The sequence below is a fragment of the Streptomyces sp. NPDC001401 genome (assembly GCF_042895385.1).
Classification (GTDB): domain Bacteria; phylum Actinomycetota; class Actinomycetes; order Streptomycetales; family Streptomycetaceae; genus Streptomyces.
In genome coordinates, this window is sequence record NZ_JBIAWI010000009.1 from 309262 (window position 1) to 323727 (window position 14466).

Sequence of the window (14466 nt, forward strand, 5' to 3'; positions counted from 1 at the left end):
GCGGGCCGCCCAGTCATCCCCGCAGCTTCAGCTCCTTGCGCCACTTGACGAACTGCTGGTCCGGATCTCCCGTGTAGGACCAGGGAGTTCGGGTGGCCCGGCGCCCCAGCATCCGCAGCAGGGCGGCGGCGATGTCCGGAACGTGCGCGTTGCAGGCGGCGTGTGCCAGGTAGTTGAGGTCGCGCAGTTCGCCGGGAGCGATGCCGTTGTCCGGGCGGCCCATGATCCAGCGCTGCCAGGTGCGGCGTACGTCGCTGACGGCGCCGTCGTGGTTCCAGTGCTGCCCGAGGCCCACCGCGGACTGGCTGCCCTTCGCGGCGTCGAGGGCGTAGCGGTACTCCTCCATCCGCGCGTACTGCACCAGAACCGGCAGTGCGCAGCCCGCGGGTGCCACTCCGGCGGCGTCGCGGGCGAAGTCGTACATGAGGCCGTGGGTGCCGTGCCAGCGTGCCGAGTAGTAGTGGAGGATCTGGAGGTGGCCCTCCACGCTGTACGGGTCGCGTTGGTGCAGCTCGTCCCACCAGCGCGACAGTTCCTGCCGGCGCACCCCCGAGGAGTACAGCCGGGCCACCGAGATCAGGGAGATCCACGGCGTGGGGTCGTCCAGGTAGGCCTCCGCGGCCTGCAGGCACGCCGTGACCGCGGTGTCGATGCGGTGTTGGTCGATCGGCACGCCCCGGCCGGCGGCGATGGCCAGGTTGAACGCGCGGGCCGTCTCCGTCGCCGCCCGCAGCACCAGCGCGTCACCGCTGTGGGGTTCGGCCGCCAGCCACGACTCGACGGTCGAACTGCTCGCGCAGGCCTGAGCGAGCAGCCGGACCCGGTGGCCGCGCGCGAGCCAGTCCGGGCCGGTGGCCCGCAGCAGGTCCCTCAGGCCCTGCCAGCGGCCGATGACGATGTCGTGGCGTGCGTTGGTCAGGGGCGCGTCGCCGCAATCGGGGTCGTAGTCGGGAGCGAATCGGTCTCTCGCCATCGGGGTCTGCCTCAGAAGTCGGTGGAGAGACCTTCGTGGACACGGGAGTTCGCGGCCGGCACGCCGTCGGGGACGTACTCTGTCTCGACGGTGCGGCTGGCGTCCAGGCGGGCAGGCCGGTAGTAGTCGCTGCCCTGCCTCCAGTACCAGAGCATCGGGACCAGCCCGACGGCGAGCCCGCCGATGCCGATCGCGATCACCGCGGTGTCGAGCTCGCTCAGTGATTCGGCGAAGATCCAGAACATGAACAGGGCGCCGAACAGCGGCCACAGCCCGCCGAGCAGGAAGTTGGCGGGCGACTTCAGCAGCATCTTGCGGTACGCCACGACCACCGCGAGGCCCGCGAGGCCGTAGTACACGGCGATCTGCAGGCCGATCGCCAGGATCGCGTCGGAGAGGATGTCGCCCACCGAGCCGAGCGCGTTGGAGGCGATGAACATCGCCAGCGCGACTGCGCCCACCACCGTGATGGCCACCCACGGGGTGTTCCATGTGCGGTGCACCCGGCCGAGCGCGGAGGGCATCGTACGGTCGCGGCCCATCGCGAACAGGGAGCGCGTGACCTGGATGAGGGTGGTCTCCAGGGTGGCGATGGTCGACAGCATCACCGACACGACGAGCAGTTTGCCGCCCCAGCCCGGCCAGATCTCCTCGCCGAGCGCGCCCAGCACGTTCGCGTCGTTCGCCTCGATCTGCTTCGACGACAGGATGACGTTCACCGCGATGGTGAAGACCTCGAAGAGCAGGAAGACGATGCCCACCCCGATCAGGCCGGCGAGTCCCGTCGTACGACGGCTGTTGCGGGTCTCCTCGCTGAGGTTGCTGGTGACGTCCCAGCCCCAGTAGTAGAACGCGGCGACGAGCGCGCCCGACGCGAAGCCTGACACCCCGTCGAAGTGGGAGAAGCCGAGCCAGGACCAGTCGAACGGGCGGGCGCCCCCGGTGTGGAAGACGGCGAGCACCGCGAAAAGCGCCAGGATCGTGAGCTCGACGCCGGACATGACGAGCTGGGCGCGGACGGTGAGGCGGGCGCCGCCCAGCACCACGAGCAGCATGACGACGAACCAGGCCGCGCCGACCACCGTCGACAGTGCGGTGTTGTCGGCGAGGCCGTCGTCGAACAGGGCCAGCGTCATCGCCCCGGCGGGCAGCGAGCCGGCCACCATGAAGATGGTCGCGGAGATCACCAGCGCCCAGCCGCTGATGAACCCGAGAAAGGGATGGAGCGTGCGCCCCACCCAGGAGTAACTGGCCCCCGCGTTCACGTCGATACGGCCGAGGTAGGAGAAGGCCAGCGCGATGCCCAGCATGGGTATCGCGCAGTACAGCAGCGCGGCCGGGCTGGCCAGGCCCACCGCGCCGACGAGGACCGCGGTGGTCGAGGCGATCGAGTACGCCGGAGCGCTGCCCGCGACGGCCATCACCACGGTGTCGAACGTACCGAGGGCATTGGCCTGCAGCCCTCTGCCCCTGCTGTTGCTCATGGTTGCGCTGCTTTCCGTCTTGCACGACGCGAGGGCGACCCGCCCCGACGGCGTAGGGGGAGGTGGGGGGTGGTGAACCCGCCCCGGACGGAAGAGGGTTGGCCTCGGGTCAGGGGCGGCGAAAAGGCGCGACGGATACCGCCCGGCCGGTGCGTTGCCGGACGGTCACGCCGTGTGTGCGAGTGATGATAGCCCCAGACTTTGAGCTTTCAAGTTGACCAGGGGGTAACCTCCCGGCTGCGGCCGGTGAGCTCCCCTGTGGAGGCGGGCGGTCAGTCGCCGATCCGGTCGATCTGCCGGAGCTTGTTCGTGGCGTCGAGGGCGGCGACCTTGTAGGACTCCGCCAGCGTCGGGTAGTTGAAGACCGCGTCGACCAGGTAGTCGACGGTTCCGCCGCAGCCCATCACCGACTGGCCGATATGGATGAGTTCGGTGGCGCCGGTACCGAAGCAGTGCACGCCGAGCAGCGTGCGGTCCTCGGGGGAGACCAGCAGTTTCAGCATGCCGTGCGAGTCGCCGATGATCTGGCCACGGGCCAGTTCGCGGTAGCGGGAGATGCCGACCTCGAACGGCACGCAGTCCTCGGTGAGTTGGTCCTCGGTCCGGCCGACGAAACTGATCTCCGGGATGGTGTAGATGCCGATGGGCTGCAGGTTGTGCATCTGGCCGACCGGCTCGCCCAAGGCGTGGTAGGCGGCCGACCGCCCCTGTTCCATCGACGTCGCGGCCAGCGCCGGGAAGCCGATGACGTCGCCGACGGCGTAGATGTGCGGCACCTCGGTGCGGTAGTGCTCGTCGACGGTGATCCGGCCGCGCCTGTCTGCGGACAGTCCGGCCTTGTCCAGGTCGAGTTCGTCGGTCAGGCCCTGCCGGCCCGCCGAGTACATCACGGCGTCGGCCGGTATCTTCTTGCCGCTCTCGAGGATGGTGAGCGTGCCGCGTGGATGCCGCTCCACGGCGGCGACGGTCTCGCCGAACCGGAACGTCACGGCGAGGTCCCGCAGGTGGTACTTGAGCGACTCGATGACCTCGACGTCGCACATGTCCAGCATCCCGGCACGCTTCTCCACGACCGTCACCTTGCTGCCGAGCGCGGCGAACATGGAGGCGTACTCCATGCCGATGACGCCGGCGCCGACGATGACCATGGAGCGCGGGACGCGTTCCAGCTCCAGCACGTTGTCGGAGTCCATGATCGTACGGCCGTCGAACTCGACGCTGTCGGGCCGAGCCGGCCGGGTACCGGTGGCGATGATGATGTGCTCCGCGCTGAGCAGCCGTTCGTGACCGGTGACCTCGCGCAGCGCGATGGTGTGGGGATCGACGAAACTGCCGGTGCCGGCGAAGAGGGAGACGTGGTTGCGGGAGAGCTGGCTGCGGATGACGTCGACCTCCCGGCCGACCACGTGCTGGGTGCGCGAGGTCAGGTCGGAGACGGTGATGTCCTCCTTCAGCCGGTAGCTCTGCCCGTACAGATCGCGCTGGGTGAGACCGGTCAGGTACAGCACCGCCTCGCGCAGGGTCTTGGAGGGGATGGTGCCGGTGTGGATGGAGACCCCGCCGACCATGTCGGGGCGGTCGACGACGGCGACCCGGCGGCCGAGCTTGGCCGCGGCGATGGCGGCCTTCTGGCCACCCGGGCCGGATCCAATGACAAGCATGTCGAAGTCGGGCACCTTCAGGAGTCTGTCAGCCCCGGCCCCCGCTTCGAAAGACTGAACGGGCAACGATCGCACACGAAGTCACCGGGGGGACCTGGCAATTGCCGTCCTGTGCCGCACGAAGGAGCCCGCCGGCAGCCGCGCCCCGGAAGGGGCGCGGGGAACTGCGCGACCAGCCACGACGGCGCCGCAGACAACCGACGGCACATATCGCGCCCCCGCGGCGCCGCACATCGGCACAACCAGCGGAGCATAATGCCGGCATGGGCCATCGACTCGCCGATGCGAGCACACCCGCCCGGCTGGCCGCCCCCGACGAGGGCATCGGCCGGGACGAACTGGCGCTCGCCACCCGCAACCACGGTCTGCCGCTCGAGGCGCTGCGCCACGACGTCACCCCGCCGGGCCTGCACTACCTGCTGACGCACTACGACATCCCGTACGTCCCCGACGACATGCTCTGGCCGCTGACCGTCGGGGGCCGGGTCCGCCGTCCGCTGCAGCTGGACCTGGCCGAACTGCGGGCCTTCCCCCAGGTCACCACGCGCGTGACCATGGAGTGCGCGGGCAACGGCCGGGCCCTGCTGACCCCTCGTCCGGTCAGCCAGCCCTGGCTCGTCGAGGCGGTCGGCACCGCCGAGTGGACGGGCGTACCACTGCGGCTGCTGCTCGCCGAGGCCGGAGTGGAGCCCGACGCCGTCGACGTGGTCTTCACCGGCGCCGACCATGGCGTGGAACGCGGCGTCGAACAGGACTACCAGCGGTCCCTGCCGGTGGACGTGGCGACCGGCACCGAGCCCGAGGTACTGGTGGTCTACGCGATGAACGGTGCCCCACTGCCACCCCAGCACGGCCGACCGCTGCGCCTGATCGTGCCCGGCTGGTACGGGATGGCCCATGTGAAGTGGCTCCGCGAAATCACCGTCGCCGACGCGCCGTTCACCGGTTTCCAGCAGAGCGTGGCCTACCGGCTGAGGCAGGACTCCGGCGACGAGGGCGAGCCGGTCACCCGGATCGAGCCGCGCGCCCTGCTGATCCCGCCCGGCTTCCCGGACTTCATGTCACGCTCCCGCGTGGTGCGGCCGGGCCCGGTGACGCTGGAGGGCCGCGCCTGGTCGGGACGGGCACCGCTCGCGCGGGCCGAGGTGAGCACGGACGCGGGGCGCACCTGGCACGACGCCCAACTGGAGGCCGACGGCGGGCGCCGGTGGGCGTGGCGCCGCTGGCACTTCGACTGGACGGCGACCCCGGGCGAGCATGTGCTGAGCGCGCGGGCCACCGACGCCGAAGGACACACCCAGCCGCTGGACCAGCACTGGAACCGCGGCGGCTTCACCAACAACCTCGTCCAGCGGGTGCCGGTGCTGTGCCTGGAGCCCGGCGACACGGACTGAACCGGCACCGGATCTCCAGGCGGGCGTACGGGAACAGGCACGGCTCTACGGCAGCAGTTTCTCCAGGGCGGCGGGGCCCTCCGTCTCCAGCTTGCGCCTGGCCCATTCGAGGTTGCGCGGGGTGATGTCCCTGCCCGTGGCAAGGACGAGGTCCTCAGGCGACACATCGGTGCCGGTACGGGTGTGGAGCAGGTCGTCCGGGGTGACGCGGTCCTCGGACGGCCCGGACACGTCGGGCTGTGACGTCGGCATGATCTCTGCTCCTCGAGTCCGGATCGCTACTGCTAACACCATTCATCGCGGGAGCCCGGCGTGCATCCGGAAGCGCACGCAAGCGACCCGAGATGCCGGAGTGACAGGACGGGCGTCTAATGAAAGTCAACGACCGTCTCGACCGGCAGAGAAGACCGAGGCCATGTCACCGACCCGCAAGGATGCTGGGGGCGCGGGGGCTGTCAGCGGAGGGGTACTGCGACGGCTGGGGGAGTGGTGCGCCAGGCATTTCGTGATCGTCATGGTGGCCTGGCTGGTGGCGCTCGTGGCGCTGCAGACCCTGAACCGCAACTTCGGCGGGGAGTACTCCGACAACTTCTCACTGCCCGGAGTGCAGTCCCAGCAGGGCCTGGATGTCCTGAAAGAGCATGATCCCGCGGCGGGCGGCTACGGCAGCCAGATCGTCCTGCACGACGGACAGAAATCCCTGACCGCGCTGAGCTCGCAGATGTCCACCACGGTCGGCGACCTGCAGAAACTGCCGCACGTCCTGTCGGCCCAGAACCCGCTGTCCGTCCCGCCCTCGAAGGTCGGCCCCCTCGCCTCCGACGAGAAGACGGGCTACATCACGGTCCGCTTCAACGTGCAGCCCTCGACCCTGGGCGACAACTACCTGAACGGCGTGGACAAGGCCGTCCAGCCGCTGCGCTCGGCGGGCGCGCAGGTCGAGTACGGCGGACCGCTCGGCGAACTGGCCCGGCCCGCCGCCGACGACCGGGTGAGCGAACTCATCGGCTTCGGCGTCGCAATCGTCGTTCTGCTGATCGGCTTCGGCAGTGTGATCGCCGCCGGCGTCCCCCTGCTGACCGCGCTGATCAGCGTGATCGGCGGGCTCGCCTGCCTGGGGCTGCTCGCCGCGGCGTTCACCTTCGCGACCGTCTCGCCGACCCTGGCCACGATGATCGGGCTCGGTGTCGGCATCGACTACGCCCTGTTCCAGCTCACCCGGCACCGGCAGAACCTCATGAACGGCGCCGACCCGGTCCGCTCGGCCGGCCACGCCACCGCCACCAGCGGACGGGCCGTCCTCGTCTCCGGCTGCACCGTGATCATCGCCCTCGCCGGGCTGTCCGTATCCGGCGTGTCCTTCATCGCGAAACTCGGCCTCGCCGCCGCCGTGACGGTCGTCTCGGCGGTCATCGGCGCGCTGACGCTGGTCCCGGCCCTGCTCGGACTCGTCGGCAAACGCATCGACCGCTACCACGTACGGCGCCCCGTCGCCGAGACCGACGCCGCCCCCGGCGCCGCACCCACGGGCACCTGGCACCGCTACGCGCAGCGGGTCGAGCGGCGGCCCTGGCAGTTCCTGACCGCGGGCGTCGTGACCGTCGTCGTCCTCGCCATCCCGGTGCTCTCCCTCCAGCTCGGCCACATCGGCGACGGCGCCGACCCCACCTCCTTCACCGACCGGCGGGCGTACGACCTGATGACGAACGCGTTCGGCCCCGGCTCCAACGGCCCGCTCACCGTCGTCATCGACCAGACCTCCGTACCGTCCACGCAGCGCTCCTCCCTGTCCGCGCAGGCGCAGAAGACCCTCAACGGCGTGGCCGGCGCCGCCACGGTCACAGCGCTGACGCCCACCCAGGACGGGGACGTCCTGATCAGCACGGTCTACTCGAAACAGTCACCGCAGAGCGCCACCACAACCGACCTGAGCAACCGCCTGGTCCACCACACCCTCCCCGACGCGGTCTCCGGCACATCCGCCAAGGGTTACGTCACCGGCACCACGGCGTCCCAGGTCGACTTCCGTGACATCGTCGCGAGCCGGCTGCCCCTGATCATCGGCGTCGTGGTCGGCCTCGCCTTCCTGATCATCCTCGCGGTCTTCCGCGGCCTGCTCGTCGCGGTCAAGGCGGCCGTCCTCAACGTGCTGTCGATCGGCGCCTCGTACGGCGTCGTGGTGGCCGTCTTCCAGTGGGGCTGGGGCGGGCCCGCGCTCGGCGTCAACGGCAAGGTGCCCATCGAGAGCTATGTGCCGATGATGATGTTCGCGATCATCTTCGGCCTGAGCATGGACTACGAGATCTTCCTGCTCTCCCGCGTCCACGAGGCCTGGCTGCGCACCGGGGACGCAAAGGCCTCGGTCGCCCACGCCCTGGAGATCACCGCACGGGTCATCACCTGCGCCGCTCTGATCATGGTGAGCGTCTTCGCGGCCTTCATCGTCAGCGACAACATCGTGGTCAAGATGCTCGGCCTGGGGCTCGCCGTGAGCGTGCTGATCGACGCGACCGTCGTACGGCTGCTGATGGTGCCGGCCGTGATGACGCTGCTGGGGCCGCGCGCCTGGTGGACGCCGCGCTGGCTCGACCGGATCCTGCCGCACATCGACGCCGAGGGCGACCAGGTGGAGAGCCCCGCGTCGGACGTCAGCCGACGCCCGGTGACGCGGGCGTGAGGACGAGCATCGTCACGTCGTCGGCAACAGCAGGGCAGTACCGTACGAGATCCGCCCAGACCCGGCCGGCGAGCACGGCCGGGTCGTCGTCGGCCAGCGCGGCCAGGCGGTCGGTCAGCGGGTAGAAGGTGCCGGAGGAGTCCCGGGCCTCGCTCACGCCGTCCGAGGCCAGGAACAGGCTGTGGCCGGGCTCCAGCCGCAGCGTGAGCCCGGCGTGCGGGCCGCCGTCGGACAGGCCCAGGCCGAGCGGCGTCCACGCGGCGAGCTCGATCTCGGTGGCCTGCCGGCCGCGCAGCAGCACGGGCGCCGGATGTCCGCAGGACACCATCCGTACCGACCGGGCGTCCGGTGCGAACTCCAGCAGTACGGCGGTCGCGAACAGTTCGGCATACCGGGACGACGCCGAATCCACCTCCAGCCTGCGGTCGAGCCGGGCGGCGACCGACTCCAGGTCCGGCTGGTCCAGCACCGCCTCCCGGAAGGCCCCGAGCAGGGAGGCGACCGTGGCGACTGCCGACAGCCCGTGCCCCTGGACGTCGCCCATCACCGCCCGCACGCCGTGCGGCCCCTCGCGTACGTCGAAGAAGTCGCCGCCCACCAGCGTGCCGCGCTGCGCGGCCCGGTACAGGCCGACGCAGCGGACCGGGCCGACCCGCTCGGGCAGCTCGGGGACGACGGCGCGCTGCGCGGCCTCGGCGACCGTGCGCTCCAGATCCAGCTGGGCGTCGCGGCGGCTGCGCACATAGGCCACGAACACACTCAGCACGGAGACGAAGGAGATCGTCAACAGGTCCGTGTTGCCCGGGTGGTTGAGCTGGAAGGCCGGGATGTTGAGCACGGCGACGACGGCACCCCCGAGGACCGCGGTCATCAGCGGCCCGTACGAGAGGACCGCCAGCGGCGGGATGGCGCCCAGCAGAAAACCGATGTCGAGGGGTTCGTCACTGGCCAGGGTGGCCGCACAGACGCCCGCGATCAGGCAGAACGGGAGCACCCGCACCAGAGGGGGCGGTGGCGCGCCCCGCAGCCAGCCCCGCCGGTCGTGGTCCTGTCGCCGCGGTGACAGGAGGTGCACCTTTCCCACAGCACCACGCTCCTACGGCGGGACGCCTCCCGCACGCCGGGCAGACTGTCAGTGCCGGGTGGCATCCTGATCAATGGCGTGATCGGCGGTGGCTGAAGGGGGATGCGGCGTGGGGTTCGAGGGCGAGGTCTGGCAGGTGCGCACCGGCGAGGAGCCGGTCGGGGAGATCCTGATCGACGACGCCGACTTTCCGTGGCTGTCCGGCCGTTTCACCGCCGGTCCGGCCTTCGCGGCGGTCCGGGATCTGTTCGCCCGTGAACTCGCCCTGATGGAGCGGGACGACGAAGAACACTGGGAGGAGTGGGAAGCGGCCTACGACGAGATCACAGGACGTGTGTCCCTGTCGTCGCCGGACGGACCCGTTCCCGAATTCCTGCTGCACATCGAGGGCGACCGGGCCTGGTTCCGCTGGAGCGACGAACCGTTCGAGCGTGCGTAGGGGTGCGGGGGCGCCCGGCGCGCGGGTGGTGCTGATCGGGGGGACGTCGGACGTGGGGAAGTCGACGGTCGGGCGAGCGGTGGCGGAGCGTCTAGGGTTCGGGTATCTGTCGACGGACGGGCTGGCCCGCCACCCCGGGAGGCCCTGGAGAAGCCCGCAGCGGGAGCCACTACGAACGGCTGTGGCCCCGCATCCGCACGGTGACAGCGACCCATGCGGCCCAGGCCGGGGCCGGTCCGGGCCTGGTCCTGGAGGGCTCGGCGCTCTGGCCGTCCGCGTCGCCGGGCTGGACGTCCCGCATACGGCAGCGGTGTGGCTGGAACGGGCGCTGATGGACCGCTTCCTGGCCCGCACGGTGCGTTATCAGCACCTGGTGCGGACGGACGGTGACGCCGCGTCAGCCGGAGGCACCGTCCAGCAGGTCCTGGGCCTCGACGAGGATCTCGGTGACCCGCTGCCCGAAGGCGGCGTCGCACGCGTGCGGCCGTCCGGTACGGGCGGCGGAGAGCAGCGCGTCGGCGGCACGCACGAGCGCGGCGACAGCTCCCTCGGAGCTCTCCGGCAGCACCGACACCCCTGCCTCGCCCCGGAGTTCGACAGCGGCGCCCGCCGCCGCGGACGGGGCCGACAGACTGAGCGTCAGGGTGCTCGACGCGCCGCCGACATGGTCGAGGACCAGTTGGACCGTGTCCCCGGGGCCGGGCGCCGCGGCTGCCACACGCCGGGCGTCACCGAGGACCGGCAGCAGCACGGACAGGGCATGAGGACCCACGTCCCACAGTGCGCCCTTCTCCCGCCGCCACGGCGAGTCTGCGAACGGGCTGTCGCTGTCACCGCCGAACAGCGCCCCGAGCCACTGGGCGTGCGCGGTGAACCAGCCCCCCACCCCTGACTGTTCGGTGATCCATGCCTCGGTCTCGGGCAGGAAGCGGCTGGTGAAGAAGACGACCGAGGCGACCCCGGCCTCCTGGACCGCATCCACCACGGTCCGCCCCAGCTCGACCGTCGTGGCGAGGGGTTTGTCCAGCAGCAGATGGCAGCCCGCCCGTGCCGCCCGCACAGCGAGTTCCGCCTGCACGGCCGGAGGCAGGGCGACCGCGACCGCGTCCACATCGGCGAACAGCGCGTCGACGTCGTCGTAGGCACGCGTTCCGAACTGGTCGGCGAGTTGCTTCGCGGCCTCCGTACGGCGGCCCCACACCCCGACGAACTCCAGCCCGCCGTGCTCGTGCAGGGCGGGGGCGTGCGCCATCCCCGCCCAGGGGCCGGTACCGAGAAGTCCTGTGCGCATGCCGCCGCCTCTCCACTCCGCCGCCCCTTGTGACGGTCGGTCGCCAGCGAGCGTCGCACACCGACCGGGCGACCGCGCAAGCAGGTTCGGCGGACGCGGCGATTCAGTTGCGCGGCTGCTGAATGCGTTCTCTTTCCTCTATTGGACCTCCGGCCCGTGCGCGGGTCACGCTGGAGTGCGTTCCGGCATCGCCGTACTCCATGTGCGGTGGGCCGAACGCCAGTCGGTCCCGTGCGACAACCGGAAGAGGGCACGAGCACATGCACACCCGCCGCATCGGTGACATCGAAGTAAGCGCGATCGGCCTGGGCGGGATGCCCATGTCGATCGAGGGACGGCCGGACGAGGCGCGCTCCCTCGCCACGATCCACGCCGCCCTCGACGCGGGCGTGACCCTGATCGACACAGCGGACGCCTACCACCGGGACGCCCACGAGGTCGGCCACAACGAGACCCTGATCGCCAAGGCCCTCGCCTCCCACGACCGCGGCCGGGACGTCCTGGTCGCCACCAAGGGCGGCCATCTGCGCCCCGGCGACGGCAGCTGGACCCTCGACGGCAGCCCCCGCCACCTCAAGGAGGCCTGTGAGGCGTCCCTGCGGCGGCTCGGTGTGGAGGCGATCGGGCTGTACCAGTTCCACCGCCCCGACCCGCGGGTGCCGTACGCCGAGTCCGTCGGTGCGGTCCGGGACCTGCTGGACGAGGGCAAGATCCGCCTGGCGGGCATCTCCAACGCGAACCCCGACCAGATCAGGCAGGCGAACGAGATCCTCGGTGGCCGGCTGGTCTCCGTCCAGAACCAGTTCTCGCCGGCCTTCCGCTCCAGTGAGCCGGAACTGGAGCTCTGCGACGAACTCGGCATCGCGTTCCTGCCCTGGAGTCCGCTCGGCGGCATCTCCCGGGCCCGTGAACTGGGGTCCGCCTACGCGCCGTTCGCTCGGATCGCCGAGGCCCACGGGGTGAGCCCGCAGCGGGTGTGCCTGGCCTGGATGCTCGCCAAGTCGCCGGTGGTCGTACCCATCCCCGGCTCCAGCCGCCCGGAGACCATCCTCGACTCCCTCGCCGCGACGGAACTCGAGCTCGCCGCCGAGGAACTCGCGCAGCTCGACGCCGTCTGACACGACACACCGTCACCACGGCGTACCGGCCGCATCCCGGAGACCGGGACGTACGAGGAACTCCTGCTCGGCGGCGGGGCGTACACGCAACTGCACGTGACCGCCCCGCTGCCGCCTCCCGCTCACCGAAGTCAGGCGGCGCTGCTGCGCCGCATCCCGTGCGGGCAGGTCGAGTCGTGGTGAATGCCGAGGCTCGTCCACCACCGTTCGCAGCACGCGGCGTTCAGCTCCCCGCGCACGATCTCGTCGGCGGCCGTGCGCGCGGGGTGGCGCGCCGCGGCGGCGGACCTGCGCAGGTCGCGGATCAGGGTCTCGCGGACGACGGCGATGACCGGGACCAGGCTCGCCGCGGCGAACAGACATGCGGCCCACCGGGGGCCGTGGAGGAATTCGAGGACCGTGGTCCAGGCCAGTTCGGCGCTGGTGGTGAGGTAGAGGGTGCAGAGGAGGCGGCCGGAGCGGTTCATGGGCTTCACCGTTCGTGCTGAGGGGGTTACCCTCTGTTCAACGCCTCGCGGCGCGCTGGGAATCGGGTCGGACGGCGGTTTTGCGTCAATTGAGACCCTGGGCGCGGAAGATGCGAATGGTCCGGGCCTGCTCGGGAATGCGAGGCGCAAACAAAGAGAGGGGCGCTTCGTGCTCGTTCCGGACCCGAAGGTCGTCAGAACGTTGCTCACCAGATACGCGTCGCTGCGCATCGCGCAGGCGGAGCGTGAGAAGCCGCAGACGGCACGGGAGTTGGCGGATGTGAGCCGCGCGCTGTGCGCCACGATGGAAGCCTCGAGCGTCGAGGACGCGATCGCGAAGGCGGACGCCCTGCTGATCGCCTCGCGGCGGACCGCAGGCGGGGACGGCGGCCTGTCGCTGGCCGTCTGACGCGGCGACGGCTTCAGCAGATGCGACCGCTCTTGGAACCGCCGACTGCTCGTCCACGGTGAACTGAGGCTGCCCGCCCTCACGTTCGAGGGGCATGACGCACAGACACCGCAGTGGCCGTCGGCCGGCCACACCGCCGTGCCGGCGTCAAGTGCTCCTGGAGAATTCACACCCAGGTATCCCGGGGCGCATACACTCGACAGCCGTGCCCATGCGCATGGGCCACCACACGAAAGGCGCGTTGGTGTTCCAGGATTCCCCGATCTACGACCGACTCGTCGCCGAGCGCGGCGACGTCCCCACTCAGGCTCGCCGGGAGGCCGAGCGCGTGAGCCGGGAACTGGAGTACGCCATGCGGCCGCTGCAGTCCTTCGGCGCCGTGCCCTCCCCCGAGCGCCAGGCCGCCCCGGGGGCGGGGTGGCAGCGGACCGCGCTGCTGCCCGGCTCGCTGCCCCACTGACCGCCGCCCTCAACACACCGTGGTGCTGGAGCCGTTGACTCGTGTCTGCGGCTCCGGCCCGGGATCGGCCAGCCACTCCGCGATGGTCCGGGCGATCGGCAGACCCGTCTCCACCTCGACGAAGCCGAACTGCCCCGACTGATTGCACTCCAGGAACCACCACGTCCCGTCGGCGTCCTCGGCGAAGTCGAAGGCGCCGTAGGCCAGTTCGGCCTCACGCAGATACGAGCGGACGGCGTCGGCGATGCGCGGCGGGACGTCGGTCGCACGCCACGGTATGCCGGACGAGGCGAAGCGCACGTCCACCGAACCGGGATCGTCGGGATCCGCATCGTCGGCAGCCGCCTTGCGGGCCGCCAGCAGACGCTCGCCCACCGCGGTCAGCCGTATGTCGGCCCGCTTGCCGACTCGCCGCTGCAACAGCGTGGGCCCGAATGCCACCGCGGAGAAGTCCGTGTCCGGCGCGACCCGGCTGGTCGGCACCGCCCGGGGCGGATCCTGCGGATGCGCCCCGGAGACCGGCTTGACCACCAGATCCGGATAACGGTCGGCGAACTCCCGGGCCGCCTGCGGGAACGTCGTGATCAAAGTGGCCGGCACGGGCAGCCCGCAGCGCTGGGCGAGCCGGAGCTGCCACGGCTTGTGGCGGGCCCGACGGGCCGCGTCGGGGTGGTTCATCCAGCGGGCGTCCGAGCCCCGCAGCATGCCGTAGAGCGCCTGGGCGGACTCCTCGGCCAGCCACGCGGAGGGCTCGGCCGCCCGCGCGGCCGCAGCCCCCGGCCTGCGCACCCAGACCGACCGCAGCCCGGCGATGCTCACCAGGCGGCCCGCGGACTGGAGATGGCCGCGGAAGCGGCCGTGCACGTACTCACCGGACAGCGCGACACCGCCCGGCAGGTCGGCGGGGTCCAGGCGGACCACCGGGACCCCGGACGCGTTCAGGTGCACGACCACCATGTCGGCGGTCACGTCCTCTTCACAGGTCAGGATCAGCACGGTCATAGTCGGC

14 protein-coding genes and 1 pseudogene are annotated in these 14466 nt (G+C 71.0%); 7 read left to right on the top strand and 8 right to left on the bottom strand.

The genetic code is table 11. The annotated features are described in order from the left end of the window. Positions 1 to 13 precede the first annotated feature (13 nt). The 3 genes from ACFY10_RS29010 to sthA form a co-directional block, all read right to left on the bottom strand. On the bottom strand, positions 14 to 973 hold the full coding sequence (locus tag ACFY10_RS29010; RefSeq protein WP_390668144.1) for a hypothetical protein: 960 nt from the start codon (positions 971 to 973) through the stop codon (positions 14 to 16). An 11-nt stretch (positions 974 to 984) separates the two neighbouring features. Further along, a complete protein-coding gene (locus ACFY10_RS29015) occupies positions 985 to 2457 on the bottom strand; it encodes an APC family permease (RefSeq protein ID WP_390668145.1) in 1473 nt (490 codons plus the stop codon). 272 nt (positions 2458 to 2729) lie between these two features. Continuing rightward, on the bottom strand, positions 2730 to 4133 hold the full coding sequence (gene sthA / locus ACFY10_RS29020; protein ID WP_390668146.1) for a Si-specific NAD(P)(+) transhydrogenase: 1404 nt from the start codon (positions 4131 to 4133) through the stop codon (positions 2730 to 2732). 248 nt (positions 4134 to 4381) lie between these two features. On the opposite strand from sthA, the gene ACFY10_RS29025 reads away from it, so the two are divergent. Next, on the top strand, positions 4382 to 5512 hold the full coding sequence (locus ACFY10_RS29025; protein WP_390668147.1) for a sulfite oxidase: 1131 nt from the start codon (positions 4382 to 4384) through the stop codon (positions 5510 to 5512). A 45-nt stretch (positions 5513 to 5557) separates the two neighbouring features. On the opposite strand, the gene ACFY10_RS29030 is transcribed toward ACFY10_RS29025, so the two are convergent. Beyond that, positions 5558 to 5764, bottom strand: a complete 207-nt coding sequence (locus tag ACFY10_RS29030) for a hypothetical protein (protein WP_123969739.1) — start codon at positions 5762 to 5764, stop codon at positions 5558 to 5560. 163 nt (positions 5765 to 5927) lie between these two features. Between ACFY10_RS29030 and ACFY10_RS29035 the strand changes: the two genes are divergently transcribed. Further along, on the top strand, positions 5928 to 8189 hold the full coding sequence (locus ACFY10_RS29035; protein WP_390668148.1) for an MMPL family transporter: 2262 nt from the start codon (positions 5928 to 5930) through the stop codon (positions 8187 to 8189). Here the strand turns inward: ACFY10_RS29035 and ACFY10_RS29040 are convergent. Beyond that, positions 8161 to 9273, bottom strand: a complete 1113-nt coding sequence (locus tag ACFY10_RS29040) for a PP2C family protein-serine/threonine phosphatase (RefSeq protein WP_390668149.1) — start codon at positions 9271 to 9273, stop codon at positions 8161 to 8163. The two genes, ACFY10_RS29035 and ACFY10_RS29040, sit on opposite strands and share 29 nt — an antisense overlap. 109 nt (positions 9274 to 9382) lie before the next feature. On the opposite strand from ACFY10_RS29040, the gene ACFY10_RS29045 reads away from it, so the two are divergent. Together ACFY10_RS29045 and ACFY10_RS29050 are read left to right on the top strand one after the other, a co-directional pair. After that, positions 9383 to 9712: a hypothetical protein gene (locus ACFY10_RS29045; RefSeq protein ID WP_390668150.1), complete on the top strand. Its 330-nt coding sequence runs from the start codon at positions 9383 to 9385 to the stop codon at positions 9710 to 9712. A 25-nt stretch (positions 9713 to 9737) separates the two neighbouring features. After that, a pseudogene (locus ACFY10_RS29050) lies at positions 9738 to 10088 on the top strand (hypothetical protein); the annotation flags it as partial. Positions 10089 to 10109: 21 nt separating this feature from the next. On the opposite strand, the gene ACFY10_RS29055 reads toward ACFY10_RS29050, so the two are convergent. Then, the gene (locus tag ACFY10_RS29055) at positions 10110 to 11003 is read right to left on the bottom strand and encodes a Gfo/Idh/MocA family protein (protein WP_390668151.1); all 894 of its coding nucleotides are present in this window, start codon (positions 11001 to 11003) and stop codon (positions 10110 to 10112) included. Between the two features lie 260 nt (positions 11004 to 11263). Between ACFY10_RS29055 and ACFY10_RS29060 the strand changes: the two genes are divergently transcribed. Then, the gene (locus ACFY10_RS29060; protein ID WP_390668152.1) at positions 11264 to 12121 is read left to right on the top strand and encodes an aldo/keto reductase; all 858 of its coding nucleotides are present in this window, start codon (positions 11264 to 11266) and stop codon (positions 12119 to 12121) included. A gap of 131 nt (positions 12122 to 12252) precedes the next feature. On the opposite strand, the gene ACFY10_RS29065 is transcribed toward ACFY10_RS29060, so the two are convergent. After that, complete coding sequence (locus ACFY10_RS29065; protein WP_390668153.1) at positions 12253 to 12588, bottom strand: hypothetical protein; 336 nt, start codon at positions 12586 to 12588, stop codon at positions 12253 to 12255. Between the two features lie 169 nt (positions 12589 to 12757). Between ACFY10_RS29065 and ACFY10_RS29070 the strand changes: the two genes are divergently transcribed. Continuing rightward, positions 12758 to 12997, top strand: coding sequence for a DUF5133 domain-containing protein (locus ACFY10_RS29070; RefSeq protein ID WP_390668154.1), 240 nt, complete (start codon positions 12758 to 12760; stop codon positions 12995 to 12997). A 244-nt stretch (positions 12998 to 13241) separates the two neighbouring features. Beyond that, the gene (locus ACFY10_RS29075) at positions 13242 to 13457 is read left to right on the top strand and encodes a hypothetical protein (protein WP_390668250.1); all 216 of its coding nucleotides are present in this window, start codon (positions 13242 to 13244) and stop codon (positions 13455 to 13457) included. Between the two features lie 9 nt (positions 13458 to 13466). Here ACFY10_RS29075 and tgmB read toward each other — a convergent pair whose 3' ends face one another. Next, positions 13467 to 14459: an ATP-grasp ribosomal peptide maturase gene (tgmB, locus tag ACFY10_RS29080; protein WP_390668155.1), complete on the bottom strand. Its 993-nt coding sequence runs from the start codon at positions 14457 to 14459 to the stop codon at positions 13467 to 13469. Positions 14460 to 14466 lie beyond the last annotated feature (7 nt).